This window comes from Nocardia sp. NPDC127606, assembly GCF_042671725.1.
In the GTDB taxonomy this organism is placed as follows: Bacteria; Actinomycetota; Actinomycetes; order Mycobacteriales; family Mycobacteriaceae; genus Nocardia.
The window spans coordinates 291,762-307,161 of the sequence record NZ_JBHXWQ010000001.1 but is presented as its reverse complement, the minus strand read 5'-3'; the positions used below and the strand labels follow the sequence as shown (position 1 = coordinate 307,161).

Annotated in this window: 15 protein-coding genes; 8 read left to right on the top strand and 7 right to left on the bottom strand. The window is 65.8% G+C overall.

Features of this window, described 5'->3' with window-relative positions; translation table 11 throughout:
• The first annotated feature begins 257 nt into the window (after window positions 1-257).
• From ACFVJ5_RS01505 to ACFVJ5_RS01485, 5 genes are read left to right on the top strand one after another with little or no spacing between them, the layout of a single operon-like run.
• Window positions 258-581, top strand: a complete 324-nt coding sequence (locus ACFVJ5_RS01505) for a hypothetical protein (protein ID WP_379217970.1) — start codon at window positions 258-260, stop codon at window positions 579-581.
• Window positions 578-1,627: a DUF6973 domain-containing protein gene (locus ACFVJ5_RS01500; RefSeq protein ID WP_379217969.1), complete on the top strand. Its 1,050-nt coding sequence runs from the start codon at window positions 578-580 to the stop codon at window positions 1,625-1,627. Before ACFVJ5_RS01505 ends, ACFVJ5_RS01500 begins: the two co-directional genes overlap by 4 nt.
• A complete protein-coding gene (locus ACFVJ5_RS01495; protein WP_379217967.1) occupies window positions 1,624-1,974 on the top strand; it encodes a hypothetical protein in 351 nt (116 codons plus the stop codon). Before ACFVJ5_RS01500 ends, ACFVJ5_RS01495 begins: the two co-directional genes overlap by 4 nt.
• A 12-nt stretch (window positions 1,975-1,986) precedes the next feature.
• On the top strand, window positions 1,987-2,379 hold the full coding sequence (locus ACFVJ5_RS01490; protein ID WP_379217966.1) for a YbaB/EbfC family nucleoid-associated protein: 393 nt from the start codon (window positions 1,987-1,989) through the stop codon (window positions 2,377-2,379).
• A 42-nt stretch (window positions 2,380-2,421) separates the two neighbouring features.
• Complete coding sequence (locus tag ACFVJ5_RS01485) at window positions 2,422-3,231, top strand: hypothetical protein (protein ID WP_379217964.1); 810 nt, start codon at window positions 2,422-2,424, stop codon at window positions 3,229-3,231.
• Between the two features lie 120 nt (window positions 3,232-3,351).
• On the opposite strand, the gene ACFVJ5_RS01480 is transcribed toward ACFVJ5_RS01485, so the two are convergent.
• From ACFVJ5_RS01480 to ACFVJ5_RS01465, 4 genes are all read right to left on the bottom strand, one after another.
• The gene (locus ACFVJ5_RS01480) at window positions 3,352-5,061 is read right to left on the bottom strand and encodes an ABC transporter ATP-binding protein (RefSeq protein ID WP_379217962.1); all 1,710 of its coding nucleotides are present in this window, start codon (window positions 5,059-5,061) and stop codon (window positions 3,352-3,354) included.
• Window positions 5,058-6,830, bottom strand: a complete 1,773-nt coding sequence (locus ACFVJ5_RS01475; protein WP_379217960.1) for an ABC transporter ATP-binding protein — start codon at window positions 6,828-6,830, stop codon at window positions 5,058-5,060. The genes ACFVJ5_RS01480 and ACFVJ5_RS01475 overlap by 4 nt, the downstream gene beginning before the upstream one ends.
• Entirely contained in the window at window positions 6,827-7,789 is a 963-nt protein-coding gene (locus tag ACFVJ5_RS01470) for an alpha/beta hydrolase fold domain-containing protein (protein WP_379217958.1), read from the bottom strand. Before ACFVJ5_RS01470 ends, ACFVJ5_RS01475 begins: the two co-directional genes overlap by 4 nt.
• 172 nt (window positions 7,790-7,961) lie before the next feature.
• The gene (locus ACFVJ5_RS01465; protein ID WP_379217956.1) at window positions 7,962-8,678 is read right to left on the bottom strand and encodes a hypothetical protein; all 717 of its coding nucleotides are present in this window, start codon (window positions 8,676-8,678) and stop codon (window positions 7,962-7,964) included.
• 247 nt (window positions 8,679-8,925) lie between these two features.
• Between ACFVJ5_RS01465 and ACFVJ5_RS01460 the strand changes: the two genes are divergently transcribed.
• The gene (locus ACFVJ5_RS01460) at window positions 8,926-11,049 is read left to right on the top strand and encodes a thiamine pyrophosphate-dependent enzyme (RefSeq protein WP_379219741.1); all 2,124 of its coding nucleotides are present in this window, start codon (window positions 8,926-8,928) and stop codon (window positions 11,047-11,049) included.
• A gap of 4 nt (window positions 11,050-11,053) precedes the next feature.
• Here ACFVJ5_RS01460 and secG read toward each other — a convergent pair whose 3' ends face one another.
• Together secG and ACFVJ5_RS01450 are read right to left on the bottom strand one after the other, a co-directional pair.
• Entirely contained in the window at window positions 11,054-11,287 is a 234-nt protein-coding gene (secG, locus tag ACFVJ5_RS01455; protein WP_101468684.1) for a preprotein translocase subunit SecG, read from the bottom strand.
• A gap of 34 nt (window positions 11,288-11,321) precedes the next feature.
• Window positions 11,322-12,917: an MFS transporter gene (locus ACFVJ5_RS01450; RefSeq protein WP_379217954.1), complete on the bottom strand. Its 1,596-nt coding sequence runs from the start codon at window positions 12,915-12,917 to the stop codon at window positions 11,322-11,324.
• A gap of 235 nt (window positions 12,918-13,152) precedes the next feature.
• On the opposite strand from ACFVJ5_RS01450, the gene ACFVJ5_RS01445 reads away from it, so the two are divergent.
• Both ACFVJ5_RS01445 and ACFVJ5_RS01440 read left to right on the top strand, forming a co-directional pair.
• Window positions 13,153-13,683, top strand: coding sequence for an MmpS family transport accessory protein (locus ACFVJ5_RS01445; RefSeq protein ID WP_378627072.1), 531 nt, complete (start codon window positions 13,153-13,155; stop codon window positions 13,681-13,683).
• A gap of 71 nt (window positions 13,684-13,754) precedes the next feature.
• Window positions 13,755-14,540: an META domain-containing protein gene (locus ACFVJ5_RS01440; RefSeq protein ID WP_379217952.1), complete on the top strand. Its 786-nt coding sequence runs from the start codon at window positions 13,755-13,757 to the stop codon at window positions 14,538-14,540.
• Window positions 14,541-14,609: 69 nt separating this feature from the next.
• Here the strand turns inward: ACFVJ5_RS01440 and tpiA are convergent, their stop codons facing one another.
• A complete protein-coding gene (tpiA, locus tag ACFVJ5_RS01435; protein WP_378627069.1) occupies window positions 14,610-15,398 on the bottom strand; it encodes a triose-phosphate isomerase in 789 nt (262 codons plus the stop codon).
• Window positions 15,399-15,400 lie beyond the last annotated feature (2 nt).

The following is a 15,400-nucleotide window of genomic DNA, read 5'->3' as shown; positions in this document are numbered from 1 at the left end:
GCACGCGCCGGACCCGGCCCTCACTCGTTCCTGCGCCTTTGACCTCGCGGACCGCTGCCCCCGGGGCGCCTTCCGGTACAACGAGGAGAACGACCCGAAAGCGAAGTCTTCCAGAGGGCAAGGCGACTTCTGTGATCGAGCACGCCCGGGACCGAGGCTTGCGGCGGACGACAATATCATGCGGCAGAACATGATTCAGATTGCGAGGCCGGATCAGCGCGGCTACTGTACTGAGAAGAAATCCACGGAGGGGACTATTGGGGACCATCAAAGATGGCGACTTCCTCTTCAATTCAGAGCTCACGGCCGAGTTGAAGAGTTCGCTGTCATCAACGTTTTCAGAACTACAGGCGCTCGTCGTGGCAGGCACGAACCACGCCGACGTCGCCTCGGGGATCAGTGACACCAGCCTGGCTGCGGCCTGCACCGCCGCCAGCACCGCCGTTTGTGACGTTGCGGCAAGCCTCGGCCTGAGCGTCCTCTCGCTGAGCGACAACGTCGGCACGGTTATCGAGAAGTTGTCTGCCCTCGACCTGCAACGCACAACCGATACCGAGACATTGACCGAGGATCTGGCATGAAATTCACTGTGCCGCAGGCGCAATCGCTGGACACAGGCGCAATTGGACTGCAGGCCGACTTGTGGGACTCACAGTCGAGGGCTATCGCGCGGACGATAGAAAACCAGAACACCTCGGTAGACGGATCTCAAGACTTCTGGCAAGGTGCATCGGGTTCGGGATTTAGAAACGCCTTTGTTCCGGTCTACCAAGGTGGAACGGATCTGCATACAGCTCTCTCGAACGGATCGGCCGCGGCGCGCACTGCTCAGACGAATCTTCAAAGCGCTCAGGCCGCGGTCAATTCTGCGGTACAAGCGGCAAAAGCCGCTGGCTATGAGGTTTCCGACGACGGCACAGTGAAGATGTCGCAACAATCGCAGCAGGTTCTGCTTGCCAGCGCACCGAATACTAGCCAGTTCACAGCCGGCGTAGCGGCCCTACAGCAAGAGACCGACTTTCATACCGACAGCGTAAAGAAGGCGCTCGAACAACTCAACGACCAAGATGAAGCCGCGCGGAAGTCGGTGGAGGATGCCTTCTCTGGAATAAACACCATCAATCAAACGCAGAACAACTATACCGGCGAGAACGCGGGGCCCAACGAGAAGCGGGTCTGCGCCACCAATCCGATCGATTGTAAGCGCGTGATGGATGCCAATGCCAAGGACAAACCTTTCGAAGAATCAACGAAATACTTCCCCGACAGCGAAGGATATACCGGCGCCGACGATCGGCGTGACGCATGCCGTCACTGCATTTGGATGGCAATGATGACATCCGAATCGAACGAGGGCTTTGCTCGGCAGATGGCAGATGCCCACGAGATAGATTCGCCGGCCGGTTCAGGTGATGCACAATACGATGCAGCCTCGAAAAAAATGGATCTTTACAACAATGAGACCGGCATTGCTGTCGGCCTGCGCCACGACGGCGATACAACAGCGATTATCAATGAATGTGTCACACTCGCACGGAACGCAAAGTCAGTTCCGATGACCAGCATCCCCGATGCGTCCCAGAACAAAGACAAGAATTCCCTTCTGTTCTATACAGGTCCGGCGTGAGCCGGGAGGAGGTCACGCCGATGACGTCGCCGGAATTTCGCTCGTCGAGGGCACCAGTCGGTCTGGTCATAGTGCAGATTCTGCTGGGTATTGTGGTTGGCGGGCTGCTCTATTGGCTGTGCACAGTTGCTATCCTGAGCATCGAGATCGCGGTTTCCATGGAACTGCCACTCGGTACGGATGTGTGGCTCGTGCCGGTGTTGATCTCTCTCGGCGTCGGGTTGGCGTTCTGGATGAAAGTGCCCAAATTCAGAATCGTCTGGATTGCCCTTGGTGCAGGTATCCTGATCGCTGCGGCACTCTCTTCGTCGCTGTTGTTATCCGGGTCCGTCTACGGACCTGCCTGATTCCGAATCATCATGACGACTGCAGGCCAGAATCTCCAGGAAAGTTTGACCAATGCCTGTGGCGTTGCGGATGCCGGCGATGGTTCGATCACGATGACGGTTTCCGCAGATGGCCGGATTCGTGACATCTGCGCGCCGAGACTGGGCCGGGACGCAATGGCAGAAGACATTGTTCCCATTCTACTCGACCTACACAAGATCGCACACAGCCGCGCAATCGACGTTGTGAGGTCATTGCTCGCGAGTCTCGACCCGGGAGACGGCACGACCGCAGCCGAGAAGGCACACGCTCCCAACATTCCTGCACCAAAGAATACCGGAGTTGAATCGCCTTCTCAACGCGATATCGACGCCGACGATGAATATTTTCCTCAACGCCACTCGAGCGGTCGGCTGACCAGATAGTGGCACCGGACCTCTTCGTATCATACGCCGACAAGGGTCGACGTGGAGAATATTGACTCCTCGGCCGATCATATCGCCCGGCTAAAACAGGCAATGGGTGAGGCTCGTGGCCGGGCCGGCAACAGCGATGGCTCGGTACATGTAGAAGTTGGCGCCGACGGCGTATTGCACGGGATCCATTTGTCCGGTCGAGGCACTGATCTCGGAGCACATGAACTCATTTCGATGCTCATCGACCTGCACGGCAAGGCGGCGGTCGATGCGACACTGGTAATGCAAGAATTACTGGTCGCAGACGAACGGGGTGGAGCGCGTTCCGGACAGCATGAATCGCCCACTCGAATCCGAGAACCCCACACATCACAAGTTCGGGGCGAACTAAATAGTACAGCGTCAGCTGATCCGCCGAAGCGCAGTTCTGCGCCTAACGATCCGAAACCGGCGGGGATGACGGATATTTCAGAAGCGAGGGCACAGCGAAAAAAGCCTGGCAGTAGCCGCGCGAGGTTGTCGGCATTCGATCCAGTCACATTCGCGCCGCTTCCCAGGGCCATCCGTGCTTCGACACCGGAATCGTCTCCCTGCCCGCCCGACCTGCTCTCGTCCGCGCACATCTCGGATTCGCCGCACCCCTGTGCAGGCGATCGGCCCGGCGGCGTGGATCAGCCTCCGGCGAGTGACCTCACCCCAATTCCCGAGAATCCGCCTGCCGAGCACGATTTCACCCCCACCGACCGGTTCACAACCTGGGGCGAACCCGCTGATGGACTCGGTTTTGCCACGGAGTATTGGCCGCTGTACGACGATCTGTTCCTGTCCGACGACTGGTGGGGTTTTCCTACCAGCGATTAGGTGCATCGAGTCCACCTGGGTGATCAACGAGACCACAGCCTCGGATCTACTGCTCGACAACGAACAGCAGCTGTTACCCGACTGACCTGGGCCCGAAGATCGCGGCCCAGGCTAGTCGGGTCAGGTGACCGGGATCATCGAGCTTGTCCAGAAGTCGGCGTAGCGGCCTGCTCGGCGGAGGAGTTCGTCGTGGGTGCCGTCTTCCGCGATGTGGGCCTCGTCGAGGAAGACGATGCGGTCGGCCCGGCGGACGGTGCGCAGGCGATGGGCCACCATGACCACGGTTCGCCCGGCCATCAGGCGTTCGATGCCCTCGTGGACCGCGGCCTCGTTCAGGGGGTCGAGGGCGGAGGTCACCTCGTCGAGCAACACGATCGGGGCGTCTTTCAGGAGGGCGCGGGCGATCGAAACACGTTGGCGCTCACCACCGGACAGCAGGGTGCCGCCTTCGCCGACGTTCGTTGCCCAGCCGCCGGGGAGTCGGTCGATCACCTCGTCGAGGCGGGCCGCGGTGGCGGCGGTTCGCACCTCGTCGTCGGTGGCGTCGGGGCGGCCGAGGCGGATGTTGTCCTCGATCGTGCCGTCGAACAGGTAGACGTCCTGGAAGACGATGGCGAACTGGGCCATCAGTGTGTCGGTGCTGATGGAGCGCACGTCGACGCCGCCGATGCGGACGGTGCCCGCGTCGACGTCGTAGAAGCGGGCGATCAGTTGCAGGAGCGTGGTTTTGCCCGCGCCGGACGGCCCGACCACGGCCAGCCGTTGTCCCTGGGGGATCGTCAGCGAAACTTCCTCGAGCACCGTGCGGGTGCCGTGCCGGAAGGTGACGGCGTCGAAGGTCAGGTCATGAGCCTGCGGTTCCAGGGGCGTACCGGGTTCCGGCAAGGTTTCGGTCCGCAGTAGTGCCTCGAGGCGCACCAGCTCGGACCGGGCACCGCGCAGTTGGCCGCCGATATCAGCGAGGGACAGCAGCGGGTCGGCGCACCGAGCGGCCAGGATCAGGATCGCCAGGAACTCCGCCGCACCGATGTCTCCACCGAGGGCGAGATAGGTGCCGAGGGCGAGCAGGCCGGTGAACACCGCTTGCACCGCGAGCGAGAGCCCGAGGATTCCGGGCAGCGCCGTGAAGGCTCGGCGGCGCGAGGTGCGCGCGACTTCCCGGAGCGAATCATCGAGCAGGTCGAACCGTTCCGCGGCGCGCCCTCCGGCCCGCAGAACAGGCTGGGCCTGCAGATATTCGATCACACGGTGCGCGGCATCGTGGTCGCGTTCGTGCCGCTGCGCGTCGCCGACCGCCATCGCACGCCCCGACCGGACCTGGATCGCAGCCACGATCGGCACGGCGGCGGCCGCGGCCAACCCCATCTGCCAATTGAACGCGAACATGACGACGATGATCGTCAGCGGCGTCACAGCGGCCGAGATGAGCGGCGCCAGCAGGTGTGCGAGCACGCTCAATGCCTGCAGCACACCGCGACTGGCGAGCACCGACACCTCACCCACCCGACCCGCCGTGTACCAGCCGATGGGCAGTCGGGCCAGGTGGTCGCCGAGTCGGTAGTACACCCCGCGCAGCAACGTGGTGCCGACGCGGAATCCGGAAAGGTCACTGCGGTAGCGCAGGACGGCATAGAGGGCAACGGCACCGCCCAGTGCGATCAGCCAGGGTCGGGCAGCGGCGGGGTCGTCACCGAACAGCGCTCGCAGAACGGGAACCAGCAGGGCATAGGACAGGCCCTCGGCGACCGCGGCGACCGTCATCAGCGCGACCGTGCGCCGAACCGGGCCCGCGTAGTCGGCTCCGAGCACGCGCAGCAGCATGCGAATCATCGTGGGTCTCCCTGTAGTTCCGCGGTCACCGTTCGGTGCGCGTGCCAGAAGTCGGCGAATTTTCCCTGTCGGGCGAGCAGGTCCGCTGGTCTGCCCTGTTCGACGATCGTGCCGTTGTCGAGCATCACGACGGTGTCGGCGTCGGCGATCGTTTCCAGCCGGTGGGCGATGACCAGGATGGTCCGGTCACGACCCAGCGACGCCAGCGCCTGCCGCACGGCCTGTTCGGTCTGCGGGTCGGCGAAGGCTGTCGCTTCATCGAGAACCAGTACCGGAGCATCGGCGAGCAGGGCGCGCGCCAGCGAAATCCGTTGCGCCTCACCGCCGGACAGGGCGGTGTCGTCGCCGATCACCGTGTCGTAGCCGTGCGGCAGTTCGAGAACGCGGTCGTGGATGTTCGCCAGGCGGGCGGCGCGTATCACGGTGTCGCGGTCGGCGTGGGGCACGGCGAGGGCGATGTTGTCCGCGACCGTGGCCCGCAATAGCCGCACATCCTGGAAGACGAACGAGACCGTCCGATAGAGCTCGCGGCTACCGAGTTCGCGCAGGTCGACGCCGCCGAGGGAGACCGTGCCGTGGGTCGGGTCGAAGAACCGCGGCAGCAGCTGGACCAGGGTGGATTTGCCGCTACCCGAGGGTCCGACGAGTGCGGTGACGGTGCCGGGCTCCAGTACCAGGTCGATCCCGCGCAGCACTTCGTGGTCGGCGTCGTAACCGAACCGCACGCCCTGCAACCGCACGCGATGTCCCTGCGGCGCTCTCGGCCGGGTCGGCTCCGGCAGCGGCGCCTCGTCGAGTACGTCGCGGATCCGGCCTGCCGCGCGCCGAGCGGCCTGGAGATCGTCGAATCCGTGTCCGAGCGCTGCCACGGGGGCGGTGAGCCCGATGCCGAGCAGCAGGAACGGCAGCAGATCGGCCGGGGCCATCCCCCCGTTCGTGATCAGCACCGTGCCGCCGATCAGCACCACCAGCAGCACGAACGGTGGCGACAGCGCCACCTGCATGCCTGCCGCGATTCCCGCCAGGCCACGCACCATCCTCAGGAAGATGTCAGCGAAATCATCAGTGGCGGTGCGGAATCGGCGATGGGCGCGTTCGGAACCGCCGAAGGCCTTCACCACCGCGATGCCCTGCACGAACTCGACGACCGAGCTGGCGATACCGCCCATGGCCGTGTCGAAATCCTGCTGTTCGCGCAGCCGGGTGGGGGTCATCATCAAGGGAACCAGCGCGATCGCCAGCACCACCGGAATCAGGGTGATGAGCGTGAGCCGCCAGTCGACGGTGAACAGGTAGATCAGCGAGACCGACGGCACCACGAACGCCGACACCAGTTCGCCGGGCGCGTGCGCGATGAAGGGGTGTACCGCGCTCACGTCGTCGCCGACGATCTTCGCCAGCTCACCGGTGCGGCGCCGCGCGAACCAGCCGATCGGCACTCGCCCCAGCTGATCGGCCAGTTGTCGCCGGAACGCCAGTTGGACACGATCGTCGAGGAGGTGTCCGATCGCCGAAGAGGCTGCGGTACACAGCAATCGGACGAGCAGACCCACCGCACCGGCCAGCACGACGAGCCACACACGGGCATCGTCGACCTCGCCGGGCGACAACAGGATTCGACCCAGGTCGACTACGGCCAGCAACGGAGCCAGCCCCGCCACGGCCCCGACGACCTGCAGGATCACCACCGCGCCGAAACTGCCGAGATACGGTCGAAGCAAGCTCGTGAGACTTGTTGCCCGAGTGGGCTGTTCGCCGACGGTGGTCATCGACGCGCTCCCGACCGCACAGCCAGGTGGCTTCGCAGGTGGTCGAGGATCTCCGCGCGGGCGGGTCCGGCGGCCGGGATCAGCCCCCGCATGCTCAGGAAACCGTGTGTCGCTTCGGGATAGCGGGTCAGCGTCACCTCGACACCCGCCTGCCGGAGACGGTCGGCGTAGGCGGGCGATTGATCTTCCAGCGGATCGAGGCCGGCGGACTGGATGAGGGTGGGGGCGCACCCGGCGAGGTCGTGGAACATCGGCGAAATCTGTCGCGCGTCGAATCCCTCGGGGAGCGCGAGGCGTTGCACCGCACGGCAGTTCGCGGGCGTCGCGGTGGGGCTGTCCGCGTTCTCGGTGAACGAGGGGTAGTCGAACACCCCGTCGGTCCAATCGAGTTGGGGGTTGATCAGCACCTGCGTCCGCAGGTCACGAGTTCCGAAAGCGGTCAACGCCGCGAGGGTGGCACCCGCGCTACTACCGAGCAGCGCGAGCCGAGTACCGTCGGCACCCCACTCCCCCGCCCGCGCGACAAGAAGAGGTACCGCGTCGCGGGCATCCTCGACAGCGGCGGGAATCGGATGCTCCGGCGCTAGCCGATAGTCCACCGAGACGACCACCGCCGGACATTCGGCAGCCAGGTGACTCAGCAGCCAATCGTCCTGCTCAGGAACACCGGTGATGAACCCACCACCGTGAAACGCGACGATCAACGGCAACCCCGAACCCCCGCGCACCGGTCGATGCACGCGAACGCGCAGCGTTCGACCGGCCAGTTCGAGCGTGTGATCGGTTCCGAGCGCACCGCGATCCGACCGCCCGGTGACGAACGTCCCGAAAGCCGACCGACGCAACTTCTCCTGCGCCCCACGCCCCTCGACAACCTCCGCCGGGGTGATCGAATCCCAATCCGGCCCACCCTTCAGCGCGGCCAACACCCGCATCCGAACAGGAACTCTGCCTCGCATGATCTGCCTCCTGGCGCTCACTCACCGCCCGCCCTCCCGGCGGCGTAGAGCTACCCTGACAGCCGCGACCACCACCGCGCTTTCGGAAACATGCGGTCGCCTCTCGAACAGGTGCTGCCGCAGCCTTTACGCGATTCGCATGATCACCGATTTGCGAGGCACATGCGGGCGGTCAGCCCAAGACCGCGCGTGGATCCGGAAGGTACATACCGGCTTTGCCGCGCACGGTACTCCACAGGGCGAATCCCATCACCGGAGTGTTCTGGGCGATCATCATCTGCCGGTTACTCAGGTCGATCACCGCGGGTACGACGACGGTGCCGAAGCTCATCGCCTTGTTGGTGACGGCGCCGAAACTGGCCGGATGCACACGATCGGATATCAGCGCGGCGACGGCGCACGCGCCGCCCTTCACCGCGAAGGCGCTCGGGCGCCGAATCGAGCGGGCGAATTCATCTACCTGCCTGGTGAATCCGGCGACGGTGGCAGGCGATATCTCGCCCGCATGGCCGACACACACGGCCAGTTCGATCGGATTCAGCGAACTCTTGATCACCGCACCGACGCCGATCAGCGACAGCACCGGACCGATCCAATTCCGGCTCACCTGGAGCCCGCCCATAGTCATATGGTGGGCAACCGCCGCCAGATAGGCCTGCACCGCCGCGCTCTCCTGCGGCCCACCCGGGGGCGGAGATTGCTGCGGCGCAGCGTAATTCGCCTGCGGCGCACTGTAGTGAGCAGGAGGCTGCTGGTATTGCGGTTGCTGCGGCGCAAAGTTCGGCTGACCGTACGGCTGCTGCGGATACGGCTGCTGCGGCGGCGCCCCGAAAGGCCCCGACTGCTGCGGATACCCCCACGGACCGCCCGGCCCACCTGGCGTCGTCATAACCCCTCCTTCACCGTCCCACATGAACACCGGACACTACCGGCTGCCCGAACCACGCCAACACTCCAGCTACGACTCTCTCGGTTGCGGATTCTTCCCCTTTCGAGTTCTCCCTGGATCCGGCTGGGCAGGCGCTAGCATCGGGTTCTTGGCATGCCGACGGTTCGGACGTCGACTCGACTGCGGGCGAGGAGTTGTTGCGGTGGCGCTGGGTTCGCTTGACCTGGATGGGGCGTTTCGGGCCGCGATGGACGGTCTCGTCGTGTCCGATCGGATCGACGCGGTCGGGAGCATCGATGCCGCGTTCGGGGTGGAGCTGTTCGAATCCCAGGCTGCCAGCAGGCATCTCGATCTGGCGGCGCGGCGGTTGGGGGCCGCGCGGCAGGGCTTCTACAGCATCGGGTCTTCGGGACATGAGGGAAACGCGGCGGTGGCGGCCGCGTTGCGTGTCGATGATCCGGCGTTGTTGCACTATCGGTCGGCAGCGTTCTTCGTGCAGCGAGGCAAGCAGATTCCGGGGCTGGATCCGATTCGGGATGTGCTGCTGGGGGTTGTTGCGGCCGCCGCCGATCCGATATCCGGTGGTCGGCACAAGGTGATCGGCAGCGCGGCGGCATCGATCATTCCGCAGACCTCGACCATCGCTTCCCATCTGCCGCGCGCCGTGGGGCTGGCATTCGCGTTGGATCGTGCGGCCAAGCAAGGGATTTCGTGTCCCTGGCCTGCCGATGCGGTGGTGGTGTGCAGTTTCGGGGACGCGTCGGCAAATCATTCGACGGCGGTCGGTGCCGTCAACGCCGCCCTGCATGCCGCCCATCAGGGGGTCCCGATGCCGCTGGTGTTCGTCTGCGAGGACAACGGGCTCGGCATCAGTGTGCCCACCGCGCCGGACTGGATCGAGCGCGCCTACGGTCCACGGCCGGGTCTCACCTACCTCGCCGCCGACGGGTGCGATCTGCCCGACGTTCTCGGTGCCGCCGAAGACGCGGTGAATCTGGCACGGACCTGGCGGGTGCCGGTCTTCCTGCACCTGCGCACTGTCCGGCTCGGTGGACACGCCGGGTCCGATGTCGAGTCCGCCTACCGTGGTCCGGCCGATATCGCCGCCGACCTCGCCCGCGACCCCCTCCTCGGCACCGCCCGCTACCTGATCGCGGCGGGTGCCGCCGACGCGGGCGACCTGCTCGAGCGCTACGAGTGGATCGGTGCCCGCGTGCGGGCGACCGCCGACGAGGTGGTTCACGAGGCTCGGCTCGATTCCGCGGCGGCCGTGATCGCGCCACTCGCGCCGACTCACCCCGCCGCGATCCGCGAGGACGTCACCCGCCGTGGTCCGTCGACTCCTTCACCACAGGCGCCCGACTCCCGGATGACGCTGGCGCAAGCGATCAACCACACACTCGGCGAAATCCTCACCAGAGACCCCGATGTACTGGTATTCGGCGAGGACGTCGGCCGTAAAGGCGGCGTCTACGGTGTCACGAAGGGCCTCAGAAAACGCTTCGGCGCCCGCCGGGTCTTCGACACCCTCCTCGACGAACAGTCCATCCTCGGCACCGCGCTCGGTACGGGGTTGGCCGGATTCATCCCGATCCCCGAGGTCCAGTACCTGGCCTACGTCCACAACGCGGCCGATCAGATCCGCGGCGAAGCGGCCACCCTCCCATTCTTCTCGAACGGGCAGTACCGCAATCCGATGGTGGTACGCATCGCCGGCCTCGCCTACCAGAAGGGCTTCGGCGGCCACTTCCACAACGACAATTCCTTGGCGGCACTGCGCGATATCCCCGGTGTCGTCGTCGCGGTGCCCGCGCGCGCCGACGACGCGGCAGCCATGCTGCGCACCTGTGTCTCAGCGGCCCGAGTCGACGGCCGAGTATGTGTGTTCGTCGAACCGATAGCGCTATACCACACGAAAGATCTACATCCAGGCGACCAAGCCTGGCTGGCCTCCCCCATCACCGACCACATCGCGATCGGCACTGCGCGCATCTACGGCGACGGCACCGACCTCACCATCGTCACGTTCGGCAACGGCGTCCCGATGAGCCTGCGCACCGCGAATCGCCTTGCCGCCCAAGGAATCCACACCCGAGTGCTCGACCTGCGCTGGCTCAATCCCCTACCGACCGCCGACCTGCTCCACCACGCCGAAGCCACCGGCCGCGTGCTGGTCGCCGACGAGACCCGGCGCAGTGGAGGCATCTCCGAGTCGGTTTTTGCCGCGCTCATCGACGCCGGTTACCGCGGCGCGCTCGCCCGGGTCACCAGTGCGGACAGCTTCATCCCGCTGGGACCGGCCGCGGACACAGTCCTGCTCGGTGAATCAGCGATCGAAGCCGCGGCCCGACGAATCGTGTCGTCGAGCTGACGCGTCAGGCGAACTTGATCTCGAGGCCGATGCCGAGGATCGCGATGAACCAGACGATGCCGACGAAGATGGTGATGCGGTCGAGGTTCTTCTCGACGACGGTGGAGCCGGACAGGCTCGACTGGACGCCGCCACCGAAGAGGCTGGACAAGCCGCCACCCTTGGCGCGGTGCAGCAGCACCAGCAGCACCAACAGCAAGCTGGTGATCACAAGGAGGATATCGAGGAACAGCGACATGAGGTTCATCCTAGGTGGTGTGGGACCGACTGGTCTAACCAGGCTCGACTGCGACCAGGTGTGAGACCGTGTGGGGGCCTGCGGAGTACTGGGCGACAGTCTCTTCTATTTCCCGGTCACGGGCGGTGAGGCGCACCTGGTGCTGGTGCATGTGCTCGGCCCAGGACCGTACGACGAAGGCTTCGACGAAGCGGTCGACGGTGCCGACATCGCGGTAGAGCCGCCATTCCATCGCGCCCGTGCGCTGCCTCGATCGCCCGACCAGCGCCATCGAGTCGGTGAAGGCGGCGACGTCGGCGGGTGGCACGTCGTAGCCGCGCATCACCAGGACGGGGCCGTCCTCGGGTTCGGGTTCGACGACGAGTTGCGGTTCGGGCCAGAACGCCGCCGGGGAGAGGTCGATCTCCTCGACGTTGTGCCGGATCGGCCACCACAGGGTGCTCACGGCGCAGCCCGCCAGCAGCGCAGCCGCGATCAACAGTGCCGTCACTGCGCCGTAAGCACCGGCGACCAGGCCCCAGAGCAGGGAACCGATGGCCTGCCCACCCATGAACACCAGCATGTACACCGACAGCCCACGGGCGCGCACCCAGGCGGGCAACAGCAGCTGCATGGTCGAGTTCAGCGTCGCCATCGCCAGCAACCACGCGAGGCCGGATCCCACCAGCAACACGAGCACCACCACCTCGTGGTGGACCAGTGCGGTCGCGACCGCACCCATGCCGAACAGGACCGCCGCGAGCGCGAGCCGCTGGGTGGGGGTGAACAGGACCCGCAGGCGTGACAAACCGAGCGCGCCACACACCGCGCCGAGCCCGAGCGCGCCGAGCAGCAGACCGTAGCCGGAGGACGACAGGCCGAGTCGGTCGTGGGCGATCACCGGCAGCAGCGACCACACCGCGCTGGCGGGAGCGATGAACAGGATCGCGCGGAACAGCACCCGTCGGATCGCGGGGGCGGCTCGAATGAAGCGGGTGCCCGCCTGCAACGCCGCGAGGGGCCGTTCGCTGGGCAGCGGACTCGTTCGCGTCGGCCACTTCGACACCAGCAGCACCGCGACGATGCCGACGAACGACACCGTGTTGAACCCGAACACCACGGTCGGCCCGGCGATCGACACGATCACACCCGCCACCGCGGGCCCGACCGCTCGACCGATGTTGACACTCATGCTGCCCAGCGCCGCCGCCGAGGTGATCTGGTCGCGCGGCACCAGCTCGGGCTGTACCGCCTGCCAGGCGGGCGCGGTGAGCGCCTGCCCACAGCCGAGCAGGAACAGCAGACTGAGCAGAACCGCGGGCGTGGTGTGGCCGGTGGCGGTGAAGACGGTGAGGGTGAGCGAGGCGACCGCCATCCCGGTCTGCGCGCCGATCAGCAGCCTGCGCCGGTCGACCAGGTCGGCCAGCACGCCGGAGGGGATCGACAGCAACATCACCGGCAGGGCGAGCGCGGTCTGCACGAACGACACCAGTGCCGCGGCGTTCGGCTGATCCACGAGGATCCACTGCGCGCCGACCGTCTGCATCCACGTGCCCAGATTCGACACGAGCTGGGCGATCCACAGCGCTCGGAACACCGGTGAACGCAACGGAGCCCAGGTCGAGATCCGCTCCGCCGCCACTGTGCCCACCGGTCGAGCATATCCCTGGCGACTGCCGATCCCCGGCCGGCGCACCCTGCCGAGACCGCGGAACGACGGCGGCGACGGCTTCCGCGACAGGTCCCCGTGATCGGTCAGAAATACTGTGGCACAAGACAATAGAAGAGCGAATATTCGATGCGGTGTTATCTTCTGGTCGCTTTCGAGCGATCAGTACAGAGCTCCCGTTTCGTTCGGCGGGCCTGCACGACACGGAGGAAATCGCATGACTGTCCCACCCGGCCATCCGCAGCAGCCTTATGGCCAGCAACCGCCGCCTTACGGCCAGCAGCCCTCGGGTGGCTACCCGCAGCAAGGTGGCTACCCGCCCCAGGGTGGTTACCCGCAGCCGCCGCGCAAGAAGAAGGTGTGGCCATGGGTGCTCGGCGGGGTGCTGGTGGTCCTGCTGCTGGTCGTCGGCGGATGCGTCGCGCTCGTCGGCACGGTCGCCAATGAGATCGAGAACGAGGTGAGCCGGGAGGTCACCGTCTCCTATCAGGCCGGCGGAACCGGCACGTCCACGGTCATCTACACCGATGGCAGCCTGGACGTGGTCACCGAATCCGATACCGCGCTGCCGTGGTCCAAGGACGTGACGATCACCGGGCTGGTGAAGTTCGTGTCGCTGAGTGTCATGTCGGGCATCGACGGCGGAACGGTGTCCTGCAAGATCACGGTCGGCGGCAAGGTGATCGCCGAGGATCAGGCCACCGGTCAGCTCGCCAGCGCCAGCTGCACGGGCGACGCGGGCAAGTAGTTCCCCGCCGGATCGCGACCCGCCCCGAACATCGACGAGCGGTGCTCGGGGCGGTCCGTACCATCGGCTCCATGCGGATATCACCTCGTCCTCTGGCCGCCCTGCTCGCCCTGGTCGGCCTGGTGGCGACCGGGTGCGGATCGACCGAGAAGGATCCGGTGGACGACACTGCCACGCCGATGGGCCATACCTACGTCTCCACCGAGGTCGTCGGCGACGAGATCCCGGGCGGCGGCCCGATGACGCTCAGCTTCACCGACGGACGGATCTCGGCGAACTCCGGCTGCAACTCCGCGGGCGGCACTGTCGACCTGAGCAACCACATCCTGCACACCTCGCCGCTGGCAAGCACTCTCATGGCATGTCCCGGCGACCGTGAACGCGCCGACGCCTGGCAGAGCAACTTCCTGGAATCCGACCCCGCCTGGCGCCTCGACGGTGATCGACTGACGCTGACGGGCAAGTCCGTCACCATCTATCTCACCGACAAGAAGATCGTGTCTCCCGACAAGCCGCTGACCGGCACCGCGTGGGTGGTCACCACCATGCTCACCCCGGACGCGCAGGTCCGCTCGACGACGCTCGACGAGGTGAGCCCGAATCTCACCATCGGTGACGGCGGCACTGTCAGCGGCTCGGCGGGCTGCAACCGGATCACCGGCACCGCGGGTGTCGGCCCCGGCGACGCGGTGAACTTCGCCGTCGCCACCACCAGGATGATGTGCCAGCCGGAGGTGATGGAGGTCGAGCAGAACGTGCTGCGCGCGCTGGACGGCCGAACCACCGCCACCATCGACGCCGACACCCTCACCCTGCGCAACGACAACGGTTACGGCCTGATCCTGCACGCGCAGTAGCGGCACCTGTGCACAAAGCGAAGGGCCGGAAACCACACGGTTTCCGGCCCTTCGATGTTCAGTGCCCGATCAGGGCAGCGGACCACCCGCGGCGATCGCCGACAGGGTGGCGAACTCGTCACCCTTGAGCGATGCACCGCCGACCAGCGCGCCGTCGATGTCGGTCTGACGAATCAGTTCGCCGATGTTCTTGGCGTTCACCGAGCCGCCGTAGAGCACGCGCACACCGGCGGCGACTTCCGGGGAAGCCAGCTTCTCCAGCTCGCCGCGGATCGCACCGCACACTTCCTGCGCGTCGGCTGCCGAGGCGACCTTGCCGGTGCCGATGGCCCAGACCGGCTCGTAGGCGATGACTACCTGCGAAATCTGTTCCGCCGTCAGGCCTTTGAGCGAACCGCGCAGCTGCTCGAGGTTGTACTCGACGTGCGTGCCCGCCTCGCGGACGCCGAGACCCTCACCGATGCAGACGATCGGAGTGATCTCGTTCTTCAGCGCCTGCTTGGCCTTGGCCAGCACGGTCGCGTCGTCCTCGTGGTGGTACTGACGACGCTCCGAGTGCCCGACCACCACGAAGGTGCAGCCGAGCTTGGCCAGCATCGACCCGCTGATCTCGCCGGTGTAGGCGCCGGAGTCGTGCGCCGAGACATCCTGGGCACCGTAGGTGATCAGGAGCTTGTCGCCGTCGACGATCGACTGCACACTGCGCAGATCGGTGAACGGCGGGATCACCGTCACGTCGACCTTCGCGAAGTACTTCTCGGGCAGCGCGAACGCCACCTTCTGCACCAGCGAGATGGCCTCGAGGTGGTTGAGGTTCATCTTCCAGTTGCCCGCGATGAGCGGTTTACGTGCTGCCATCG

Excerpts from the sequence above, each read along its gene's own strand:
- ACFVJ5_RS01500 (WP_379217969.1), top strand. The coding sequence starts at position 578 with ATGAAATTCACTGTGCCGCAGGCGCAATCGCTGGACACAGGCGCAATT.
- ACFVJ5_RS01490 (WP_379217966.1), top strand. The coding sequence starts at position 1,987 with ATGACGACTGCAGGCCAGAATCTCCAGGAAAGTTTGACCAATGCCTGT.
- ACFVJ5_RS01480 (WP_379217962.1), bottom strand. The coding sequence starts at position 5,061 with ATGATTCGCATGCTGCTGCGCGTGCTCGGAGCCGACTACGCGGGCCCG.
- ACFVJ5_RS01475 (WP_379217960.1), bottom strand. The coding sequence starts at position 6,830 with ATGACCACCGTCGGCGAACAGCCCACTCGGGCAACAAGTCTCACGAGC.
- ACFVJ5_RS01470 (WP_379217958.1), bottom strand. The coding sequence starts at position 7,789 with ATGCGAGGCAGAGTTCCTGTTCGGATGCGGGTGTTGGCCGCGCTGAAG.
- ACFVJ5_RS01465 (WP_379217956.1), bottom strand. The coding sequence starts at position 8,678 with ATGACGACGCCAGGTGGGCCGGGCGGTCCGTGGGGGTATCCGCAGCAG.
- ACFVJ5_RS01460 (WP_379219741.1), top strand. The coding sequence starts at position 8,926 with ATGGACGGTCTCGTCGTGTCCGATCGGATCGACGCGGTCGGGAGCATC.
- secG (WP_101468684.1), bottom strand. The coding sequence starts at position 11,287 with ATGTCGCTGTTCCTCGATATCCTCCTTGTGATCACCAGCTTGCTGTTG.
- ACFVJ5_RS01445 (WP_378627072.1), top strand. The coding sequence starts at position 13,153 with ATGACTGTCCCACCCGGCCATCCGCAGCAGCCTTATGGCCAGCAACCG.
- ACFVJ5_RS01440 (WP_379217952.1), top strand. The coding sequence starts at position 13,755 with ATGCGGATATCACCTCGTCCTCTGGCCGCCCTGCTCGCCCTGGTCGGC.
- tpiA (WP_378627069.1), bottom strand. The coding sequence starts at position 15,398 with ATGGCAGCACGTAAACCGCTCATCGCGGGCAACTGGAAGATGAACCTC.